Source organism: Mesorhizobium sp. M5C.F.Cr.IN.023.01.1.1 (assembly GCF_003997585.1).
Lineage (GTDB): Bacteria > Pseudomonadota > Alphaproteobacteria > Rhizobiales > Rhizobiaceae > Mesorhizobium > Mesorhizobium wenxiniae.
On sequence record NZ_RZSU01000003.1, the window covers coordinates 1 to 21,678 of the forward strand.

The window sequence follows — 21,678 nt, forward strand, 5'->3', positions numbered from 1 at the left end:
TCGATGATGATGCTCGCACGCTGCCCAACCGCCCAGTTCGCAGGCACCTCGTCCAGTTTCAGATCGACCGTGAACTCACGCGTCTCCTGGTCGACCTGCCGGCCGATCCGCAGGATCGAAGCGGCATAGGGCCGCTGCGGATTCGATGAAAACGTGACCTTCGCGACCTGCCCAGGCCGAAGTGACCCCATTGCGGATTCATCGAAGCGTGCAAAGACCAGCAATGATTTCGGATCGACGATCTGCATCAGTTCGACGCCCGGCGAAAGCAGGTCGCCGACTGTGCGACTGCGGGAAACCACGACACCGTCAACTGGGGAGCGTATGGAGGTTTCGCCGACGCGGCTCCGCAGTTGCTCGACCTCGGCGGCCGAGGCCGCGGCCTGGGCCTTTGCACGCTCGATGGTAACAGTCGCTCGCGCCAATGCGGCCTCAGCCTGCTTCTGGGTGCCCTCGACGAGGTCAAACTCGGATTTGGAAATCGACTTGCTGGCCAGGAGGAGCTTCCTGCGCCCCAGATCGGCCTGAGCGGTGCCGGCGGCGATGGCCAGCCGGTCGCGCTCCAGCTCGGCCTCGCGCACGCTCTCCGCAGCGGCCCGGTCGTTGGCGACCGCGGCGGCAAGCTGGTACTCGAGTTCGGTCGCGTTGAGGGTGGCGAGTATATCGCCTGTCTTCACTTCGTCATTCCGATCGACGCGGACCTCGGCCAGGAACGCCTGGATCCGTGCCGTCACGACAACCTGATTGGTCGCGCCAAGCAGGCCAGGCCCGGCGATCTCACGCGCGATCAGCCTTTGCTGGGCGACATAGGACTCGACCTGAGCGGGCCAGATGTACCATCCGGAAAAGAGCCCGACTGCCGCTAGAACGGCAAACAAGATTAAGATGAAGCGAACCACGTGCCTTTACCCGCACCGGCTTCGGCCGGCCCCGTCAACCCAAGAATCGCGCAATACTACACCGCCGCCTGCTCAACGGCATCGACTGTCGATTGGCCGGCCACCAGCCGTTCGATGACCTCCCGCAGAATGTCATGCGCCTCCGCATCGTCATAGCCAAGCAGATCGTATGTCATGAACAGACCAAGACCGGTCCCGCTCGGATAGGTACGCAGGTCTAGCTCGCTGGTGCGTGGCTTTTCTCGCCGCATGTCAGGCAGGGGCGTTACTTTGAACATGCCGAGGTCGAGCTCGCCGGTTGCATTGGCCCTTTGAAGCGGGGCCGACTGCGTGGCCTGCGTCCATCTTTCGACCGTCTGGGTGCCGACGACGAAGAGGGAGGTGTAGGACCCCTTGGCCACGACATCGTCATGAACGTCCCCGAAATAATTCGAATCCATGAAGGGCGCGAATTGGATGGCCTCGTCGATCCCTTCTCCGATGGAAACGGCGAGTGCTTCGAGCGTCTCGTACCGGGACAGACGCACGCGTACGGGCACGTCCGAGGCGACGAAGTTGACGTAGTTCTCTAGCCTCCGGTCGTGGCGCAAGGCAGCTGGGATTTGCAGGATCATATCATCCACGCCACCCCGCGCACCAATGGTGTGTGCAAAGGCCGCGATGATCATGGCCGTTTCCGTCGTGCCGGCTGCCCTGGCACGGTTGCGCAGCATATCCTGCTGGTCGCCGGGTATCGAGAGCGTCACGCCCTCGCCGAGGCTGCAATCGACCAGATTGACATTCGTCCGCCGGCCCTTCGCCTTGCGCCCGAGATTGGGAATATCCGGCAAGGGCTCGGCGAATACCTTGCGGAGGAATGCGTCGCGCCGTTCGAACGAGCCGGGTTTTCCGACATGGTCAAAATCCCGGATGAACCGGTCGATGCTCATTTCCACGGGATCAAGCGGCAGGCCGAGATAAGCCTTGACTGTCTCCTCGACGATGAGGCCGAGAGAATAGCCGTCAACGACGAGATGATGTGCCTTGGCGACGATTAGATCGCTCTCGGAGCCGAACCGGATGACGGTGACACGGAACATCGGTGCCTCAATGTCTATGCGTTCCTGCGCAAGTTCCGTTGCGCGCTCCATTGCTTCGGCCTCGTCGGCAACTTGCTCGACCCTGAAGAACTCCGTCGGCGTCCTTTCCAGATATGCGCCATATCCAGCCCCCTTGCGGAAGAACCGGGTACGCATCACCTCGTGGCGCGCCATGATCGTTTCGATCGCTCGCCTGAGACGGTCGGCGTCCATCTGCGGCCGGATCTTGAACTCTTTGCTCACCAGGAACGCGGCACGGGCATGCGAAGTCGCGTCCGGATGTTCCTGGAAACGCAGCAACCCCAGCTGCGTGCTGGTCACCGCAATCTCTCTTTCAACGTTGGGCACGCCATCGAGCAACGAGCGCTCGACGTTCACGCTTGCACTCGGCTGGCCAGACCACTCGCGCACCCTCCAGAGCATTGCCTCGGGCACCAGGGGGCCTGACGTTTCAAGCTGGGAGGAAAGCTCGCCGAGAAACTCATCGAGCAGCAACCGCGCCGTTGCTTCCTCGACGACGTCGAGATCCACCGTCAGCCGGCAGACAACAGCGGCTTCGCTGACCGCTGCGGACAATTGGATCTCGTGCGCGGATGCGGCAATCGCGTCGAGAGGATGGTCGAGAGGGGCGAGCGCGGTAACTTGGCTCCCATCGAGGAAAGCGAAGCCGAATTGGCGCAGCGAAATATGGCGAACGCGCAGGTCCTCTTCGAGCGCCAGTTCCAGGGACGACGTATCCATTGACCGGTGCGCGTGACCGTTTGCGTCGGCGCGCTCGACCTTCCTGAGCAGATCGTAACCGGGTTCATCCATGGCTCGCAGGACAACCGGATAGGACCCGTCCAAGGGGCCCATCAACCCGTTTGGTGTCCCTTCCCCGCGCTCGCTATACCAGCGGTCGATGACCATCGACCGGCGGGAGAAGCGGTTTGCCAAGGTCTTGGCATAGGCGGTCAGGAAGCGCGCGGCCGGCAGCTCCGATTTCGGCGCGAACGCTGCGGCGGGAAGCGTGATCTCCAGCAGCCCGACACGGCCCCGGTTCGATCCCATACCGGCGGGAGACGCGGCGCGACTGCGGCCGGGTATCGGTACGATCGCAGGCGCGTAGTGAAGGATCTCCTTCCAGTAGGCGAGATCGCGACGGTACTCGCTCGATCCAGGCACCGGATGGACCCCGCGTGCATGGTCGGCAAAACTGGGCCTGGCATCGACCGCTTCCTCCTCGTCTTGCGCGAGCAGCGCGAGCAGAAGATGAACCGACAAAGCGTCGGCAGCCGCGCGATGAGCCCTGACTTGCAGTTCATGACCGCCATCCTGCCGCTGCCACGCACCGATGCGCCACAGCGGACCAGGGAGCGCGACATCGCCCAAACGACCACCCGGCGTAAGCACTTCAACAACAAGTTGGGCCTCTAAGCCGATCTCCACCGCGCCGGACGCCGATGTCGCACCCGTCATCCGGAGCGCATCGTGGCTCTCGACCAGTCGAGCCAGTCTTGACGCAAGCGTGGCCAGCGACACGCCAGGCGCGATGCTCGTCTCGACCAGGATCTGATTGTCAGCCTTTGCGACGGCCGACGACATCGGCCGTCCATCCAGCATCATCGCATGGACCTGGCGGCCAAGAGGCCGGAAGGCTTCCTGCACTGCAGCGCCGTCGGAACTCACCTGTGCGGCCGAGACCAGCAACGCGGATGCCTTGAGCTTCGCCTCAAAGGCGGACGCGACGAGACGGGCGAGCCCCGCGATCGTCGGCGCCTGCAGGAACTTGGCGACAGGGATATCGACTTCGACCTGGGCCTCGACGCGGTTCTTCAGCTCGAACGACGACAGAGAGTCGAGACCGAGTTCGCTGAGCTTGCGGTCATCAGCCAGGGCGCTTGCCTCGACCTTCAGGACTTTCGCCACCTCGCGCCGGATCATGTCCGCAAGCAAGTCGTCCCACGCCTCGCGTGGCGCTGCCGCCAGCTCGGCCTGAATGCGAGACCGCCCTCCAGTTCTGTCTCCAAGCAGCGGCGAAATCCTCGGGTTCGTCGCTGCGCCCGGGTTCGTACGTGCGATCGCGGCCCAGTCGATATTGGCAAAGCCGAGGTTCTCCGATCTGGCGCGCAACAGATAGGACAAGGCTGCCGCCGCTTCGGAATCCTGCACCGGCTTGATGCCGACGCTGTCGAGATAGTTGGTCATTGCTTCCGACCTGGCGACGAATCCACTGCCGGCGATCATGCCCCAGGCCGTGGAGGAGCCAGCCAAGTTGCGACCTCTGCGATAGGTGGCGATTGCGTTCAGAACAGAGTTGGCCGCCGTATAGTTGGCCTGCCCCGACGAACCGATAACCTGCGCGATCGAGGAGAAATTCACGAAGAAGTCGAGGGGAATATCTTGTTCGACGACGGCGACGTGCAGGTTCCATCCGCCGGTTATCTTCGGCCGCAGCACGCGGTCGATCTTGCCTGCATCGAGCTGCGAGACGAAGGCATCCTCGATCACCGCAGCGCCATGCACGATGCCGCGCAGTGGGGCGTCTCCCGCAGCATGTTCCTCGATCAGCCTGTCGACGGCTGCTGCATCTGTGACGTCCAAAGCCGCGCGAACGATCCGCGTGCCGCGTTGCTCCATTGTATCAATGGCTGCAGCCGCTTCGGTATCGGCAACACCGCTTCGATTGGCAAGGATGATGGTTCCCGCGCCCTTTTGACTCAGCCAATCGGCGATCGCGACGCCGAAGCCCTTGAGTCCACCGGTGACGAGATAGGAGGCCTGAGCGGAGACGGCGAACTGTGCGCCGAGGTCAAGTTCGATGTCCACAGAAGGTTCGTCGAAAGTGACGATCACTTTGCCGATGTGCAGCGCTCGCGAAAGCATGCGCATGGCTTCCGCAGCACGCGATGCCGGAAAACGGCTCGCCTCCAGCGGCTTGTAAGCCCCGGCGGCAACCTTTGCCTCCACCTCCGCCAGCAATTGCCTGAAGAGTTTCTCCCTCTCCACGGGAAGCGTCGAGAGATCGATGACTGAATAGGCGTTATTGCGATAGAGCGAGCGAAGTCCGATCGGCTTGTCGTCGGCGAGATCGCGCTTGCCGATCTCGACCATGCGGCCGAACGGCGCCAGGCACTCCAGGCTCTTGTCGATGCCATTGCCAGACAGCGCGTTCAACACCACGTCGACGCCGCGGCCGCGCGTCAGGGAACGCACCTCGTCGGCGAAATCGAGGGCGCGCGAGTTCATGACCTCATCCACGCCCCATTTCTTCAGGAAGGCGCGTTTCGTGTCGCTGCCGGCAGTGCCAAAGACTCGAGCGCCCACGTCATGCGCGACCTGGATGGCGGCGAGGCCGACGCCACCCGACGCCAGATGGATGAGCGCGGTTTCGTCCTCCGCCAATCTGCCGATATGCGTGAGAGCGTAGTGAGCGGTAAGGAAGGCTGTCGGGAGGGTCGCGGCCTCGATCAGATCGATGCCGTCGGGCACGCGCATGGCGAGATCCGCCCGGATCTTGGCGAAGCGTCTGAGATAGCCCTTGCCCATGCCCATGATGCGATCGCCGGGCTTGAGATTGGTCACCCGATCACCGACTTTGCGAACGGTCCCGGCGAACTCCAGCCCGAGATTGCGCCAATACGCCTCGTCATTCTCCAGTTCGTCCGGCAGGATGCTGGTAGCCGCCATAATGTCGCGGAAATTCAGGCCGACCGCGGCGACCTCGACCATGACCTCGTTCGGCGCCAATTCGGGATCGGCGATTTCGCGCAGTACTATGTTGTCTATGGTGCCGGGTCCCGTCATGGTGACGGCGAAGTTGGAAGAATCCCGCGCGGTCTCCAGCGTCCGCCGCGACGGCGCGACTTCGTGCAAAGCCAATTGTTCCAGACGCGGGACATAGCGTTCGGCGCCGCGCAGGACGAATTCCGTTTCTGCAGTTTCCTCCAGCACGGCGTCCGAAGTCGTTATCCCTGACTGCAGCGACCTGGTATCCGCATCGATAAGACGGATGCTCAAGCCCTTGAACTCGTTTGCCATTGTGCGAGAAATACCGATCAAGGCGCTCTCGCTCAGGCCGGAAAGGCTCATCGGCTGGTCACCTTGCATGAGCCGGCTGCCGGACGTGAAGACAACCAGTTCGGGTCGCGGTTCGGACGAGCTGTGCAGCCGGTCGACGACCTTTCCAAGTGTGATCAACTGGTGGACGACAGGCGTAATCGTGGCGAGAAGCGCGTCCCCGCCTGCTTTTTCGTCGAGCGTCTCGGCGACGGCGGCGCTGAACAGGATGCCACCCTTCCCATCCGATTTGGTCATGAATGCCCGGATCGTGGCGAGCGCTTCATCCGCATCGAGATTCAAGAACGGCGCGGGATTTGCGACTTCGACCGTCACTCCGCGGCTGACCAACTCGGCCAATGTCGCTTCCAGACGCTGCGTTCCGTCACCCACCACCAGCCAGTGAGCACAACGCAATGAGGGTGCTGCGGGTTTGGCTTCCTGCTTCTCGAAATGCTCCTCGAAAACGCTGGAGACGGAGCCGGCGCCCTGTTTGGTCCGGCCGACCCTGACCTTGCCCAGCGCCATTGTCTGCAGGTTGTCGAGAACGATCAACGGCTGCCCTTCCGGCGAGAATACACTGAACCGCATCGAGTACGGATCGAGGCCCGGCCGGATGTCGACGATCACGTCGGGTGTCATCGGGGCGCTCAGCAGGATCTTGCGCGCCCCGGTCGGCAGGCGCAGCTGGTACTGGGCCTTGTCTTCATTCGCCGGCGGCAGCGGTTCACCAGGAACCCACACGCCGTCTTTATGCGAAGCCAGGCCGATGCCGGCCTGGAGCACGGCGTCCAGCAGTCCGGGAAAGGCGAAATACTGCTTCGACAGGTTGGGATCCTTGCTCGACAGCCTGGCAACCAGGCGGTCGCCGATGATATCGAGCGCGCTCACTGACTGGAAATAGGGGCCGTATTCAAGGCCGTGCCGTTCGGCGAGACGGTAGAATTCCGTCTTTTCGACAAGGCTTGGGCGATCCCGCAGGAGGTCAGCGGGAGCTGGTGCAAGTTCGTATTTGTGGCTGAAGCCATAGGCCTCGGCACGCGTCCTCCAGCCGTCTTCCGAATCCCGATGGAGCGTCGAGATGCGCAGCCTGCTACCGATCGGATCGAACGTCGTCGTGACCAGTATGACGTCGTCCTCGGCGATGGAAAGCGCTTCGTACAGTTTGAAATCGCGCAGCTCCACGGACTCGGATCCGAAATGGTCGCGCAGCGCGGCACCCATGATTTCGATGTAACCGACGGCCGGGAACAGGCAGTCGCCGCTGACGCGGTGGTCAGCCAGGAATTTGAAGCCTCTGAGCGTAATTTCGTTCGTCCAGGACGGTCCCGCCGTGAAGTCGCGCCATCCAAGCAGAGCGTGCCGGGGCGCCTCGAACAGGAAGCTCTTGGTCTCCTCGGACGTGTTCAGCAGGCGCTGGTTGTTCCAGGGTAGTTTGGGAATGGCCAACCGACCGCTCGATGGTTTCGGCCGGTGGAATTCGACACCGGCAACGTGCAGGCTGCCCTCGGCCCGCGCCAGCGTCCAGAAATCATCAGTTTTGCGATCGAGCGAGTTCACCGCGGCGACGTCTGCCCCGCGTTCCTGCGAAATGCCTCGGATGAGCGGCGTCAGCGTGCGGTGCGGACCGACTTCCAGGAAAGTATTGATGCCGAAATCGAGGGTGAAGTCCAATGCCTTGGTAAAGCTGACAGGTTGGCGCAAATTGGCCCACCAGTAGTCAGCGTCAAACTTCGTTTCGAATATGCCGGTGACAGTCGAGATGATCGGCAGGCGGCCTTCCTTCCAGGCAACCGGACCAAGTTCGCCGAGGAACCATTCCTTGCAATCTTCCAGATGCGCGCTGTGCCACCCGAAATCCATGGTCATGCGGCGGGCCGTCGCGTCGGGATAGGCTTCCGCGACCTTGGCCAGCAGGCCAAGCACCGCGTCCTCCATGCCGGAGATCGTCTGAGCGATCGGGCCGTTATAGGCAGCAATGACGACGCTTTCGTCGTCGGGCAGAAAAGGCTCGAGCTGCTGGACCGTCAGCCCTATCGTGGCCATTGCACCGCGCCGCTCGCTTTTCAGCGGTATGAGGCCGCGTTTGGCAATGATGCGGGCCGCCGTCTCGAGGTCGATGACGCCTGAAACATACGTGGCCGCGACCTCGCCGAAACTGTGACCGATCAGAAGCTCAGGCCGCACGCCGATCTTCATCCAGCGCTCGTAGAGCGATATCTGTGTGGCGAAGATGGAGGCCTGCGTGACATCGGCATCGTTGATACGGGTCTTTGTCTCGTCCCGTAGCATCTCCTCGACGGTCGACCAGCCGACCATCGGACGCAGCACCTCGTCGAATATCTCGGCCGTTCGGCGAAACGCGCGGTCTTCCTTCAACAGGCGGCGCGCCATGGCCCACCACTGGCCGCCCTGGCCCGAGAAGGCGATGGCGAGCCGACGGTTGGAGGAGGCCCTGCCGGTGATGATGGTCGGCCCTTCCGCGTTCTGCTGAACGGCTCCTTTCGCCAATGCGCGCAGCTGGGTCTGGAGCGCGGTGCGCTCTGGCTCGACGATAAGCGCGGCCCGTTGGGCGAAGTTATCGCGCGCGCTGCTCAAATGGGCATTGATGTCTTCGACCGGCGTCTCCGCCAGGGAGCCCCCCTCCTCCAGAGCATCCGCCAGACGGCCTGCCCACAGCTCCAGTCCCGCCGTGCTGCCGGCCGAGATCGGGACGGCTATCGGATGGCCGGCTATTACCGGCCTTGGCGCACGATTGACGCTCGGCGACAGTCCCCGCCATCCTTCCACAGCGATCGAGGCATTGGTTCCGCCGAAGCCGAACGAGTTGACCACCGCCAGGGCCGGTCGGCCGTGATGGTCGATTGGCGTCGGCTTCGTTGCTACGGCGATGTTTAGCGCGTCGAAGGGAATGCTCGGGTTCGGGCGCTCGAAATTCCGGTTCGGCAGCACGATGGCATGGTTCGCCGTCAGCACGGTCTTGATGAAACCAGCGATACCGGAAGCAGATTCGAGGTGGCCTAGATTGGGCTTGAACGATCCGACATAGGCCGGCTTTGGCCGTGAATTCACACCGAACACGCGGCCGATGGCAGCCGCCTCGATCGGATCCCCGACCGGCGTGCCGGTTCCATGTGCCTCGACATAGTCGACATCCGCCGGATCGATGGAAGCGCCTTCTACGAGCGCCTCCAGCATCGCTTGCTGCGCTTCCCCACTCGGAGACGTCAGGGTTGGCGTATATCCGTCCTGATTGACCATCGAATGACGGATCACCCCATAGATCCGCTCGCCATCCGCAATTGCGCGGTCGAGCGGCTTCAGCAATACGAAGCCGCAGCCTTCGCCGCGAACGAAGCCGTCCGCCCTTTCGTCGAACGTGTAGATGCCGCCGGTCGGCGAAAGCATATTGGCGCTGGAGAATGCGATGAACGGACCTGGATCGAGCATGCAGTTGACGCCGCCTGCCAGCGCCATGTCGCAGGTGCCCGTGCTCAGGTGACGCACTGCCTGATCGATGGCCACGAGCGCCGACGAGCATGCCGTGTCGACGGCAATGCTCGGCCCTTTCAGATCGAAGCGGTGGGAGATTCGATTAGCTGCGATCGAGAACGCCGAACCCGTGCCGGCAAAGATATCTCCGCCACCGACACGTCCGCGACGAAGGTTCTGCGCGAAATCGTTGGTCGAGATGCCAACGAATACACCAGTGCGTGCGCTACGCAGATCGGCCAATGTGCGGTGGGCGTCCTGGACGGCCTCGAACGCCACTTGCAGCGCCAGGCGCTGCTGCGGGTCCATCGTTGTCACCTCGCGGGGCGACATGTCGAAGAAACTCGGGTCGAAGCCGAAAACATCGCTGGCAAGAAATCCGCCCCAGCGCGTCCGCATCTTTCCCCGCGCATCGGGCTCCGGATCGTAGAAGGCGTCGACGTTCCAGCGGTCCGCCGGGATATCAACGATGCCGCAGTTCTTCTCCAGGAGAAAGTTCCAGTACGATTCCGCGTCCTGAATCCCTCCAGGGAACCGGCAACCGATCCCGATAACCGCGACTGGCTGCGTAGAGTCAATGACGTGCTGGGGCGCATCGCCCCCACGATGAATGTTCATGCCCAGACCCCCGCCTAGCTTATACACCGTGGGTTGCACAACCCACGGTGTATTTAAATGCATGTCCTTGCGGAAGCTCCAAGAGCAAAATCACCAGGCAAGCATCTTTGTCGCAAGATGTGTCTTTTAAGCCGATCTGACTGCTTTTAAGCCAATATGACTGCTTTTTAAGCCGATCCGACTGCTTTTTTAAGCCGATTTACTATTTTTTGAGAGTAGCGCCGTCCGCTCAATCGTCCGCGCCAGGCTTGATATTGCTGAAAGCGTCAAGGCAAAGCCGTACTGTCGAAGTCGAAGAGACGTGCGACGGCCTGGGGACCGCGTGCACTCCAGGCAACGGCGGCCACATGGTGCGCGCTTGGGCGGAACTCACCCAGCCTGGTCGGCTCAATCAGCCCCAGGGGCGGTGATAGGACATAGGCCTCGCCGTTCGCCTCCATGCCTATTTCGAGTCCTTCTCCGGAGAGGCCGACGCCTGCCGCCTTGAGCAAGGCTTCGCGACACGTCCAAAACCGGTAGAACATCAGGCGACGGGCGTCTGATGTCAGGGATTCGAGCTGGGTGACCTCACCGGGCGCGAACAGAGAGCGGGCGATGGACATCTCGTCGTTCAGGGGGGCGACGAGTTCAATATCCACGCCGACTTGCCCGGCGGCGGCAACGGCCACAAGGGCAAGCTCGCCCGAATGCGAAAGGTTGAAGGCGAGACGCCCGTCTGCAAGGACCGGCTTTCCTTCGGGGGTCTCGCGCAGATCAAGCTCTTCTGGCGCTTGGCCGATGTAAACTGACAGCACAGTGCGCAAGGCGGCATGAGCTGCCAAGTGACGCCGTTGATCGCGCTCAAACACGAACCGACTGCCCCTGGTCAATTCAGCTGGGCTAAGCGCGGTCAGGTCCATTTGTGAAATTGGAGTATCGAGGGCGATCCGCCATATATGGACATCGAAGCCGAGAACTGGCGTCGCCCGCGCGCCATCGTCTTGCAAGACAACACCGCTCTGCTTCATCTTACACTTTCCTCGCCGACAGAAGAGCGCGGCATGGCGTCGGCTCGTTCGACGCCAATGGTAGCTGGTGATTAGCCATTAAGGAACGCTAGCAGATTTCGCCCCAGTTTAGGATAGAGGTAAGCGCGCTCTTGGCGATGGCCATCCGGGTTGTAGAAAGCACGGGTCAAGTGCCGTGCCAGCAAGTGAGAAAGGAACCTTTTCTGAAACAGGCCGTTTGCCAGCAGGTCGTTGCATTAGCGACCAGTAACAACGGAAGGATCTTGTCATGAGCTACAAGATGATCTGTCTAGGCGCGATGGCGCTTTCTATGGTAAGCGGCGTTTCTCTCGCGGCAGGCGCCGACACAGGCACGTCTGCCTTGGATGACCCCGCAAAGATGGAGCCGTTCTACACAGACACTAGCATGACGACCCTGCGGTCCGATGACGAGTTCACGGCAGCTTGGAAAGCGCTGACGGACGAGGATCGTATGGCAATGACAAAAGTCTGCGCTGACGAGGCAGCGAACGCCAACGCCGCCAACACCCACCCTGAATTCTGCAGCAATGTCAAAAAGCTCGGCGGCGAGAGTAACTGAACCATGGAAGGCGGGCAACGGCCCGCCGTTTGATTAGCGACTGTGAGGCCGGAGCGAATGGATAGCTGCCTGGGGTGGGCTACAGCAACCGGCCGCTCCTCCATTCACGGCCGTGCGAATGACCAGACCAATGATAAAACAGCCGGCGATACGCTGCCGCCGGAGTCGTATCTTTGATTGCTTTAGGAATACACCCGCCAACCGCACTGGACGCGAGCGCGTTGTGCGCTAGCACCACTACGCCGGTGATCCACCCAGTAACAGCAATTGCAGGGTCACCGATCCTCAAGCCGGTCTGAATTGTCGGCTGATTCGGCAGTTGCAGGCAAATCTCCTTCAACTGCCGAATCAGTACTCAGATGGCAATGATACCTGCGTATCTGAGCGGGGCCCCTGGCGATTCCTGCCGGAACCCCGCAAGCCCATGTCATAGGGGATTACGCGGCCGCTTGAAGAGCACGTTCGTTGACGCCACCCTCGCCTAGACCCGTCAGCGCTTCGTCTGTCGCGACCTCTTCCTCGAGCGTTGCTTTGAGAAGCGAGACGACATCGGCCTTTCCCATCTGTTCTGCCCAGGCAACAAGAGTACCGTACCGGGCGATCTCGTAATGCTCGACGGCTTGCGCCGCTGCGACCAGTCCGGCATCGAGCGCAGGAGCACCTTCATATTCTTCGAGGATTTCCGAGCCTTCTTCAATGATGCCGTCGATCGCCGGACAGGTCTTGCCGCGTGCTGCCTTGCCAAATTTCTCGAACACCTCCTCGAGGCGATCGACGTGAGCTTCCGTTTCCATACGATGCTTTTCGAAGGCAGCAGTCACTTTTTCCGACTCCGCACCTTTCGCCATTTTCGGCAGGGCCCTCAGGATTTTCTTTTCGGCGTAGTAGAGATCTTTGAGCCCGTCGAGGAACAGGTCCTCAAGACCCTTGGTTGTCGCTTTCGCGGATTTCTTCGCAGTTGGCATGGTCTTCTCCCGCTGGGGTTGGAGCTAGCCTCCCTAACTAGGAAGGCGTCCGATAACCCCGCCGGCCGGCAACAAGTTCCCTATGATTCGAGCCGCTGGAAATTTTCCGAGGCCCCGGGTTCGCATAGTCAGGTGATGCAAAGGGTTACGCTGGCGAGCGGAGGCGCAGCGCCGGCCTTTCGGCCCGCCCCCGATCGGCCCGCGCCGGGCAATCGGCTCAATCGATCCGTCTGATACGGCCCTTGTCGAGACGGAACACCCCATCCTGTCCGCCCTGCTTCTCAAAGTCGGTAAGCAAATCATCCCATGTACCCAGGAATTCGCCACAGTCGTCGCAAACGATCCTGTCCTCGGGACCGGCGTCGGCCGGAATCCTCAGCCTTATTGTCAGGCAATAAGGGCACTCCAACTGGTGGTTAAGGTACTGTTTGGTCATTGACGACAGCGAGAATGCACCGGAAATGTGGCCCCTGCAACCTAGCTCGCGCTGATCCGACGGGCTTGGTCCGAAAATGTACAGCGATCGGCATCACGGATTGTCGCGATCCTCCAGGAACACGAGCGCGTCTTGGCTGCGGCCGAATGTTCTGAACACCGGATCGTGAAACTCTGAAACAGTCCGCTCTCGGTTCGAGTCAAGACAGCTTGAGCCCATCATATCCCGTCTTTGGTCGGAGGCCACCCAGACTGAGCCGTCGGCGGAATGTTGTCGGAGGTCACTTCCCCCCGCTTGAGTTTTCTAATGGCTTCGTCGGCTTCGATTTCATCCAGGCCGGAGAGCGGCAAACCGTCAACTACGACGGCTTCCTCGCTCTCGTCGTCATAGACTTCCCACAAGCCCTCCGAATCCTGTCGTTTGTTGTAGATGGTTGGCATGGCAGCTCCTTTTATGCCGGAACAACTCAAGCCGCCCACGGATGTTCCCTGGCCCTTAAGCATTTTGCGATCCTAAATTTGACGCTCATTGGCCGGCGCAAATGGCACAGAGTTGTGCAGCGACCATCGATGGCGCAGGGCAAGTCTACGATGCTAATCGGCCGCTTTCCTTGGCGGCTCCCGGGTCGCATAGGTGACCACGGTATAGCGCGTAATCGGCCCGTCATCGGGGTCTTCTCCTTGAAAGTGAATATCCGCCTTCACTGGTAGCCGGCTGGTATTGCCGAACGCCTTAACTGCGGACGCACGGACGAGTTGGATGGCCGGGTCTTGCTTCATAATTTTTATTGCCGCAAGCTCGGCAGTACTGCTGCCGCCAATACGCCAGCTGGCTTCGAGCACGCCGGATCGCCAGGTACCCGACGAGTCGACCCCCTGGCCGATATCGTAATTGCGCCGCGAGGCGAAAAATCCGGGATAGCCAGCCATCGCCGCGTCATAGGCCCTCGCCTGCGCCGTTGCCAAAGCTAGTGCGCGAGGGAGCTGAAGGTGTTCGAGAGCTTCCCATCCGCCGCGCACAACAATGAGATCGGATCCGCCATAAACGGATTGTCCCGCATTATCGGTCGTCGTCCTTTGAGTGCCGTAGTAGGCGACCCTTATTTCGTCGATCTCCGTTCTGCCAACACTTAGCGTGACGATGTCACGAAGGTCCGCTTCGAGCACCAGACCGCACTCGTCCAAGTCGAGGAATCGGTATCGCTCCAGCAGTCCCTCGACGTCAGCGACCGTGCGAACGATGTGCTGGTCCTGGCCTCGCGAGGAAAGCGGTGGCTTAAGCCGGGCCTGCCCGAGCCTCAGCAGACGTTCCGCTGCTCGCAGCGCATCGTGCCGCGAAAATACCGTGTAGCCAGGCAATACTGCTGCGCTGACAGTTCTGCCGAAGTCGGTTGACCATTCTTTCGGTCGCTTGGCCAAGCCGTCGACCAGTTCATGGGTTATCGCCTTGGTCATTGCGAAGCGCCAAGGCACCACGCCGCCGAAGAGATCCTGCGGCCCGTTGATACCTAGCCGTGCCGCATCGGGAGCAAGCAAGCTGTCGTCCGGCACGAAATACAAGCCGTTGCCGCCGCTGTTGCCTAGACCCTGCTGGAAGGCAAATCCCTTGAGACTCGCAATCGTGCGGGCAACGGCAGCCATAGCTTCCCGTTCGTGAGCGTAGAGGGGCTCGCAGCCCGGCGCGGAGAATGCGATCACGGTGCCTTTTGCCTCGCTCGGCTGCGTGCCTCTGTGCTCGGTCATCTAGTTCGTTCCGGTGCTACCTCATTGTGGCCGCGGATTGCCGATGTTTCGGCCCGCGATTCGCTCCGCCCCAAGAGAACGCGCAAGATGGCGGAAACGTTCAGCCTGGCTTGGCCGGCTCGCCGTCTTCTGCGTCCTTTCGAACGATATACGTCGGGAACCGCTACCCGGAGCGCGCGATTAGAGGGGTAGACGTGAGCTCCAGATCGTGTCTGAAGGTGAGCGCCTAGTGGCCAAATTCGACAACAGTATCGGGTGAATTCGGTGACGTTGCTGGTTCAGCCGCGCCTAGTGAACGATCCCTTCTCGGATGCGGGGCTCCTTCTGGATTTCCGATTCGGCAACCGGGCGATGCTCCTCGACATTGGTGATCTGTCGCCACTTTCGCCGCGCGAAATCCTGCGCGTCAGCCATGTATTCGTATCACATATGCATATGGACCATTTCGCCGGCTTCGATCGGCTCCTGCGGTTATTTCTATACAGGAATAGAACAGTGCATTTCTTCGGCCCGCCTGGGTTGACTGCGGCCGTGCAAGCCAAGCTCAACGCATACACGTGGAATCTCCTCGACGAACGGTCCCACGATTTCATGATAGCGGCCTGCGACTGGACGCCGGGCGGATTTCACCATTGCCGCCTGTTTCGAGCGCGATCGGGCTTCGCTCGGGAGGATACTGCCTCGATCTCAGCCGAAGGAAATGTCCTGCTCGACGATCCCGATTTCCGTGTCGAAGCAGCAATGCTTGACCACGGCGTTCCATGCCTTGCATTCGCGTTTCAGGAAAAGATCCGGGTCAATGTGCAAAAACCGCAACTGGAAGCGTTGGGTTTGCGCGTCGGACCTTGGTTGAGTGAAGCCAAGCGTGTGGTCCGGCGCGGGGCTGATCCGAAAACGACGCTGGCGCCAACCGCGGATCGGCATATCTCGGTCGGCGAACTGCTGGGTGCCGGAGCCCTGAGAACCGGTCCCGGGCAGAGGATTGTCTATGCGACCGATCTCGCCTTCAATGAGGCGAATCTTGCGCGTGTCGTTGCGCTTGCGCACGGCGCGAACCAGTTGTTTATCGAGGCGGGCTTCCTGCAGGAAGATCGCGAGCTTGCCGCAGCGAAGCGGCATCTCACGGCAGCCGAAGCCGGCACTATCGCCAGGCTTGCAGGTGTTGAACATGCCGTGCCGATGCACTTTTCGCCCCGTTATCTCGGACACGAGGATGAACTGCGTGCAGAGTTCATGGCAAATCTAGTCGCCGTAAGCGCTTCTCAACCGCGCGACGAAGAATACCAGCCATTAGGCAATAGCCGGTATGATCTGCGTTTTGATCACTTGCGTTGAATATACCGGCGGACCGTTCGTCGCCGTCCGCTTGCAAGGATCGCGGAAAGGGTGACCGGGCGAAAATCCCAGCTGTCGACGCCCGTGTCGTATTGACGTGTAACCGGGCTCAGTCTGCCGTGGGAATGGCCATGCAGATCGATCGATTTCTTGCCGATCTGATTCCAGGTGCGAAAAGGATAGTGGCAAAGGATCAGCAACCTGCCGTCTATCGTCAGCTCCTTATAATGTTGTGTGCTGGCCCAACCCGCAGCCTCTATGGTCGCCGCGCCATCGTTGTTGCCGATAATCAAATGCTTCTGGCCATGAAGAGACGACAGTAGCGATGAAACGAATTCGGCCGATCCCCTCGCAAAATCGCCGAGATGCCAGATCTCGTCGTCCGGGCTGACGGTTTCGTTCCAGAGCGAAATCAGCGTTCGATCGTGTTCTGCCAGCGAGCCGAACGGGCGACGATCAATACGCAGTATGCGGGGATCGCTGAAATGTGTGTCGGCCGTGAAATAGATCATGGTCGTTCACAGCCTTTGCGGACAATGTCCGAACCTCGCCATACATTCGTCGAGCCAGTCGAGCGCGATGAGATAGTGCGCCAGCGCGCTCTGGCCACCTCTGCTTGTGTTGGCAGCGGCCGGGGGCTTCCATCAAGGACCTTCGTGGCATTACCTTGAGATCGCAAGAACCTGGGCCGTGAGCTCATCGACACGTGGGAGCTGTGGCTAACGGGAGTCCGCTGGTTGAACTCCGGAAGTCGGGTCTGAACCATCTCCGGAACGCGCCAGAAGCAGAAACTCCGGAGAGGCGCCGCCGAAACGTCGGTGACGAGTGCGCCGAGTAACGCCCCTCGCCATGGCTATCTCGCCGTGGACGGGATAGGGTCTCGCTACGAGATGATCAGCAGTCCAGAGGCAACTGACACGCAACCACGCCGGCCGGCAATCGGTTCGTCATCCCCTCGCCGATCTCAGCTCATAAGAGCCAGTCATCGGCGACATCCCTCCGTTGCTGATATTTCCGGTCACAGACAGAGGCTAGGGTTTCCGAAGCGGTTCATCTCGTCCATCTGGCCAGGGAGTGAGACAATGATAGCGAGAACACTGGGCGCCGTGGCTATTGCGGTGTGTGCAACGGGCAGCGCCATGGGCGCGTCTACGCCGGCTCTCAAGCCGATCGAACCGGTCGCGCTTCAGACAATGGTCGAAGGTGCGGCTAAGGAACTCCTGCTGCCGGGCGCCATGGTTCTTCTGCAGACTCCGCAGGGCAACTTTGCTTTAGGCTACGGAACGACCGAGCTCGGCGTCACGAACCCGCCGCGCGCCGATACCCATTTCCGGCCCGCATCGAACACCAAGACGATGACGGCCGCCGTCATCGTGCAACTGGTCCAGGAAGGGAAACTGGGCTTCGACGATCTGATCTCGAAATACGTTCAGGGCGTCCCGAACGGTGACAAGATCACCATTCGCCAGCTCCTTAAGATGCGGAGTGGCCTCTATAACTTCACCAACGCGCCGGAACTTGCCGAAAGCCTGGACCATGATCCGGACAAGGTGTGGACGACGAAGGAGGTACTCGCCCTGGCCTTCGATCGGCCGACACATTTCGAACCGGGCGCCCAATTCGAATACAACAATACGAACTATTACTTGCTCGGCCTCGTCGCCGAAAAGATCGAAGGCCAGCCTTTGGCCAGCATCTTCCAGGATCGCTTGTTCGGACCGCTCGGCATGAAGAATACGGCGCTGCCGGTGAGCACGTCGAACGCCATCCCCGAGCCTTATGCGCACGGCTACCTCTACGGCGGCACCTCATACGCTCTGGTTGATGCGCCCTATCCGGACGATCTCCAGGCGGCGGCCAAGGCAGGAACGCTCAAGCCGAACGATGACACGTGGCAAAACCCTTCGCCGTATTTTGCCGCAGGCGGCGTCGTCTCGACCGCGGACGACCTCGCGACCTGGATACGCGCGCTCGTCGGCGGCAAGGTTCTCAATGCCGACTATCAGCGCCAGTGGCTGGACAGTCCCGAGCCAGAGGACCCAAGCAAGCCTGAAGGCCAGAAGTACGGATACGGCATCTCCGCGATCACCTTCGGGCCGAACAAGGTCTATTTCCATGGCGGCGAGATGCCCGGCTACAACTCCTTCATGGGCCATGACCCGGCCAACGATGTCACGCTGATCATATGGACAAACCTGACGCTGTCGCCCGATGGCAAGGCAACCGCGAACACCCTGATGGTGAAGATACTGGATCAGATCTACACGGTGTCACCGCTTCAGAAGGCGAAATAACGGACCTGGCGGAAGTTTGTCAGGGCTCCAGGCTTGCCTTGCCGGCGCGCACGGCGTCGACCACTTCGCGGATCGAGTCGCGATTGATCCTTGTGGATCTCGTGACCGCTGTCGGTGTTGACCACGTTTTTCGAGCCGCGCACCAGTGCATTTGAGGTGGCGAAAACGATCAGACACGGCTAGCATAGCCTCGCTTTGGAGAGTGTCGTGCGTACGAGACGTTTCAGAAAGCCAATTGTCGTTCAACCCGGTCGGATCGATCGCGACAGGGTTGTTTTGTCTGTCTCCGACGCGGCTGAAGTGCTGCTGAGGGACTGGCCGACGCCAGCGTCCAAGACGCGGCTCGCTGCAATCGAAGCCTGCCTTGCTGTTATCCGCGGCGAAAAGCCGCCAAGGGTCGCGCGCCAAGCGTTCATCGTCGCGGCCAAGGATGCGAGGATCCTGCTCGGCGAACAAATCTAGCCGGCCCCGGTCAGGCCGAGCCTCGTTCAGGGAACTCGATCTCTTCCTTGACCTGCTCTTGCAGTTCGTCACGCGCGCTCGCTATGAGTTACTCAGACAATCGCCCGATCCCAACCGCCATAATGTTGGTCGCTGCGCGTGCCGCGCGGCAGGCTGAGCACGATCAGCGCCAGACCGATCGCAACGTTCGCCACGATCGCGGTGGTCCCACCGCCGGAAAGCACGAAGGGTGACACCGCGATCCATGCACCAAGCACTACATTGAAGAAGCGCACCGGCCGGACAACTTCGGCCATGGCTGTGACTGCGACCATGACAATGAGACAGCCGACAACGTGATCGCTGAAGTAGAGCGGTGGTTGCGTGCCAAAGATCAATGGCGTCGTCATCAGCAAGGCGCCAAGCAGCGTGCTGGCTACCAGCGTCCATGGGAAATTAACGCCGCCGGTGACGAATTCCTTCAGCAACTCGGACACAGGGCGGTCGAGGTCGGTGTGAGGTGTCTGGTTCTCCGACAGCGCCGGTCCGCCCATCCAGAAGGTACGCCAGAACGGCTCGCCCGCCCTCGTGGCCCCCCAGAGATACTGGATCGTCGCCAGCACCTCATCGACGGAGTAGGGAATCAACACCACCGTGACGGCGGCCTGAAAAATGCAGAGCGTGCAGAGCGCACCAATCAGCGGTGGCTGAATGATGATGAAGGACACACTGACCACGCCAAGCGGAACTATCAGCAAACCGAAGAGGAGCACCATCCACGGCATGGTGCGCCAGCGCCGGCGGTCGCCGATCGCGCCGGCGAGGATGTCGAGGCTATAGGCAAAAGCGCCGAGCCCGGCATCGGCGATTGGAAAACCCTTCGAGACCCATGACGTCACCACCGCCTCGCTGCCGTTGCGCACTGGCGCGCCGCCGGGGTCGAAGAACGGATCCCACAGCCCATCTATGTGGCCCATCTGGTAGGCGGCGAGATAGCGCGAAACGAATAGGCCGACGAAGGCCAGCGCTACGATGGGTATCCGCTGCGTGAAGGTAGATGGCGAATAGGTCCAGCCCAGCGGGCGGTCGTCGTCGGCCGCCAGCGCGCGGCGGCTGATGCCGGGGGTCGGCGGGATCATTACAGCAAAGGCGACGATCAGCATGCCGAGGAGCGTGTCGATGGCATAGGCCGCGGCGCTGGTCGTCCAGAACAGCAACGGCGCAAGCATCACCCAAAGACCGAGCGACGCCGTGACCCACTGCACCCAGCGCCAGGGCCGCAACATGCCCATCAACGCAAAGACCGTCACGAGCAGGCCGGAAACGATCTCGCTGACACCGAGACCGGCGTTGCGGAATTGTGGCTCCGCAACAGCGTGCCCCAGAGCGGGGGGTATTGCGGCTGCGACGGGGTCGAACAGGCCAACTGTCATCGGCGATGTGGCCAGCCACAGTCCGAGCGCAGCGTTGGTCATCGGCGCCCAGAGCGTCCTCGACCGATGCCGCTTTATCGCCGCTTCGACGTCTTCCTTGCTTCGTTCGAGCGGTCCCTTAAGTCGCCTTTCGGCCTGCTCGATCTCAGGATCCGAAGCCGCGACAACGGGCGGATCAAGTTTGTTGGCCGCGTACCAGTCTGTGGGGTCCTGGTTTAGTCGGCGGATCATCTCCGGCAATGTGTCCAACAGGCTGTGTCTAGGCGCCCAGCCCAGCAGAGTTTTGGCTCGCGAGATGTCGATCTCGTAATGATCGTCCGAATTCTCGATCATCCACGGTTTGATGTCGGTGTCCTGATCGAGTACCTCTGTCTGCACCCACGCGCCCAGCTTCGTCAGCTGCTTCGGCAACACTAAGGTGCGCCAGTCCTCGCCATGAATGAGCCGGCCGATGCGCTTCTGCATCTCCTCGTATGACGGTGTGTCTTCTTCGCCGATCAGAAGCACGGTCTCGGCCGGAAGTTCGGCGCGCCGGTCGACGGTACGCACCACCGCATCGACGAGATCGTCCTTGTGCAGATAGGGCTGACCGGCGGTGATATCGCCGGCGAACAAATAGGCGGTCGGCAAGCGCTCGAAGATGCGAGCGATCTGCTGGGCAATAAAGGCCGCCCGGCAGTCTTCGTCATAGACGCCGGCGAGCCGCAGGATCACCGTCTTGATTTCGCCGCGCTGCCTCGAAATCAGCGCCTCGGTTTCGGCTTTCGATTTTGGGTAGGCCCAGGCCGGGTCGAGCGGCGAGTCCTCATTGATTTTCGTGCCCTTCCCCGGGCTTGGGGCATGGACGAGAAGCGTGCTGGAGAACACGAACTGCTCGGTCTCGACCGCCGTCAGCGCCTTCAGGAGCCGGCGCGTGCCCTGCACGGTGACAGCGTCATATTTCGGGTTGTCCTCGCCGGTCGTGTCGTAATAGGCGGCAAGATGGACGACCGAAGCGATGCGACCGCCGCTGCGCACCCGTGCGGCCTCCACAGCCCTATTCACGCCCTCATCGGAGGTGAGATCGATCTCGATCGTCTCCATCCCGGCGGGGGCATGCTTGGGTTTTGCGACGTCGAGGCCGATGACGCGATAGCGGTCGATCAAGCCTCGCGCGATCGCCTGCCCCAGGAAGCCGCTGCTGCCGGTGATAAGAACCGTCGGAAGGGCCGTGCCGTGATTTGCCATGATCAGGCCCGACCGCGTTGGAAGAGAGGCCCGATGGCGCGAAGCGCTTTGGCCTCCCCCGGCTCGCTCAGCACCTTGGTGCTTGATTGGTT

At 61.2% G+C, this 21,678-nt stretch carries 13 protein-coding genes; 4 read left to right on the forward strand and 9 right to left on the reverse strand.

The window, feature by feature from the left end; genetic code table 11:
- From EOA78_RS01975 to EOA78_RS01985, 3 genes are all read right to left on the reverse strand, one after another.
- A partial coding sequence (locus tag EOA78_RS01975) for an HlyD family efflux transporter periplasmic adaptor subunit (RefSeq protein ID WP_127313640.1) occupies positions 1 to 899 on the reverse strand: 899 nt, incomplete at its 3' end.
- A gap of 56 nt (positions 900 to 955) precedes the next feature.
- Positions 956 to 10,126 carry a type I polyketide synthase gene (locus EOA78_RS01980; RefSeq protein WP_164783599.1) on the reverse strand — a complete coding sequence of 3,057 codons (9,171 nt, stop codon included), beginning with the start codon at positions 10,124 to 10,126 and terminating at the stop codon, positions 956 to 958.
- A 266-nt stretch (positions 10,127 to 10,392) separates the two neighbouring features.
- Positions 10,393 to 11,133 (reverse strand): 4'-phosphopantetheinyl transferase superfamily protein, encoded by a 741-nt coding sequence (locus tag EOA78_RS01985; protein WP_127313642.1) that lies wholly within the window; start codon positions 11,131 to 11,133, stop codon positions 10,393 to 10,395.
- Positions 11,134 to 11,401: 268 nt separating this feature from the next.
- Here EOA78_RS01985 and EOA78_RS01990 point away from each other — a divergent pair, with 268 nt between their 5' ends.
- Entirely contained in the window at positions 11,402 to 11,713 is a 312-nt protein-coding gene (locus EOA78_RS01990; RefSeq protein ID WP_127313643.1) for a hypothetical protein, read from the forward strand.
- Between the two features lie 437 nt (positions 11,714 to 12,150).
- Here the strand turns inward: EOA78_RS01990 and EOA78_RS01995 are convergent, their stop codons facing one another.
- The 4 genes from EOA78_RS01995 to EOA78_RS02010 form a co-directional block, all read right to left on the reverse strand.
- Positions 12,151 to 12,678 (reverse strand): ferritin-like domain-containing protein, encoded by a 528-nt coding sequence (locus EOA78_RS01995; RefSeq protein WP_127313644.1) that lies wholly within the window; start codon positions 12,676 to 12,678, stop codon positions 12,151 to 12,153.
- A gap of 217 nt (positions 12,679 to 12,895) precedes the next feature.
- The gene (locus tag EOA78_RS02000) at positions 12,896 to 13,114 is read right to left on the reverse strand and encodes a hypothetical protein (protein ID WP_065006889.1); all 219 of its coding nucleotides are present in this window, start codon (positions 13,112 to 13,114) and stop codon (positions 12,896 to 12,898) included.
- Between the two features lie 218 nt (positions 13,115 to 13,332).
- A complete protein-coding gene (locus EOA78_RS02005) occupies positions 13,333 to 13,554 on the reverse strand; it encodes a hypothetical protein (RefSeq protein WP_065006890.1) in 222 nt (73 codons plus the stop codon).
- A 153-nt stretch (positions 13,555 to 13,707) separates the two neighbouring features.
- Positions 13,708 to 14,856, reverse strand: coding sequence for a DUF3182 family protein (locus EOA78_RS02010; RefSeq protein WP_127313645.1), 1,149 nt, complete (start codon positions 14,854 to 14,856; stop codon positions 13,708 to 13,710).
- Between the two features lie 264 nt (positions 14,857 to 15,120).
- Here EOA78_RS02010 and EOA78_RS02015 point away from each other — a divergent pair, with 264 nt between their 5' ends.
- Positions 15,121 to 16,191, forward strand: a complete 1,071-nt coding sequence (locus EOA78_RS02015; protein ID WP_206533399.1) for an MBL fold metallo-hydrolase — start codon at positions 15,121 to 15,123, stop codon at positions 16,189 to 16,191.
- Here the strand turns inward: EOA78_RS02015 and EOA78_RS02020 are convergent.
- Positions 16,179 to 16,703 carry a metallophosphoesterase family protein gene (locus EOA78_RS02020; protein WP_127313647.1) on the reverse strand — a complete coding sequence of 175 codons (525 nt, stop codon included), beginning with the start codon at positions 16,701 to 16,703 and terminating at the stop codon, positions 16,179 to 16,181. The two genes, EOA78_RS02015 and EOA78_RS02020, sit on opposite strands and share 13 nt — an antisense overlap.
- Positions 16,704 to 17,273: 570 nt before the next feature.
- On the opposite strand from EOA78_RS02020, the gene EOA78_RS02025 reads away from it, so the two are divergent.
- Both EOA78_RS02025 and EOA78_RS02030 read left to right on the forward strand, forming a co-directional pair.
- Positions 17,274 to 18,485, forward strand: coding sequence for a serine hydrolase domain-containing protein (locus EOA78_RS02025; protein WP_127313648.1), 1,212 nt, complete (start codon positions 17,274 to 17,276; stop codon positions 18,483 to 18,485).
- 207 nt (positions 18,486 to 18,692) lie between these two features.
- Positions 18,693 to 18,947, forward strand: coding sequence for a DUF982 domain-containing protein (locus EOA78_RS02030; protein ID WP_029356128.1), 255 nt, complete (start codon positions 18,693 to 18,695; stop codon positions 18,945 to 18,947).
- Positions 18,948 to 19,039: 92 nt separating this feature from the next.
- Here the strand turns inward: EOA78_RS02030 and EOA78_RS02035 are convergent, their stop codons facing one another.
- Entirely contained in the window at positions 19,040 to 21,586 is a 2,547-nt protein-coding gene (locus EOA78_RS02035; RefSeq protein ID WP_127313649.1) for an NAD-dependent epimerase/dehydratase family protein, read from the reverse strand.
- Between the last annotated feature and the right edge of the window lie 92 nt (positions 21,587 to 21,678).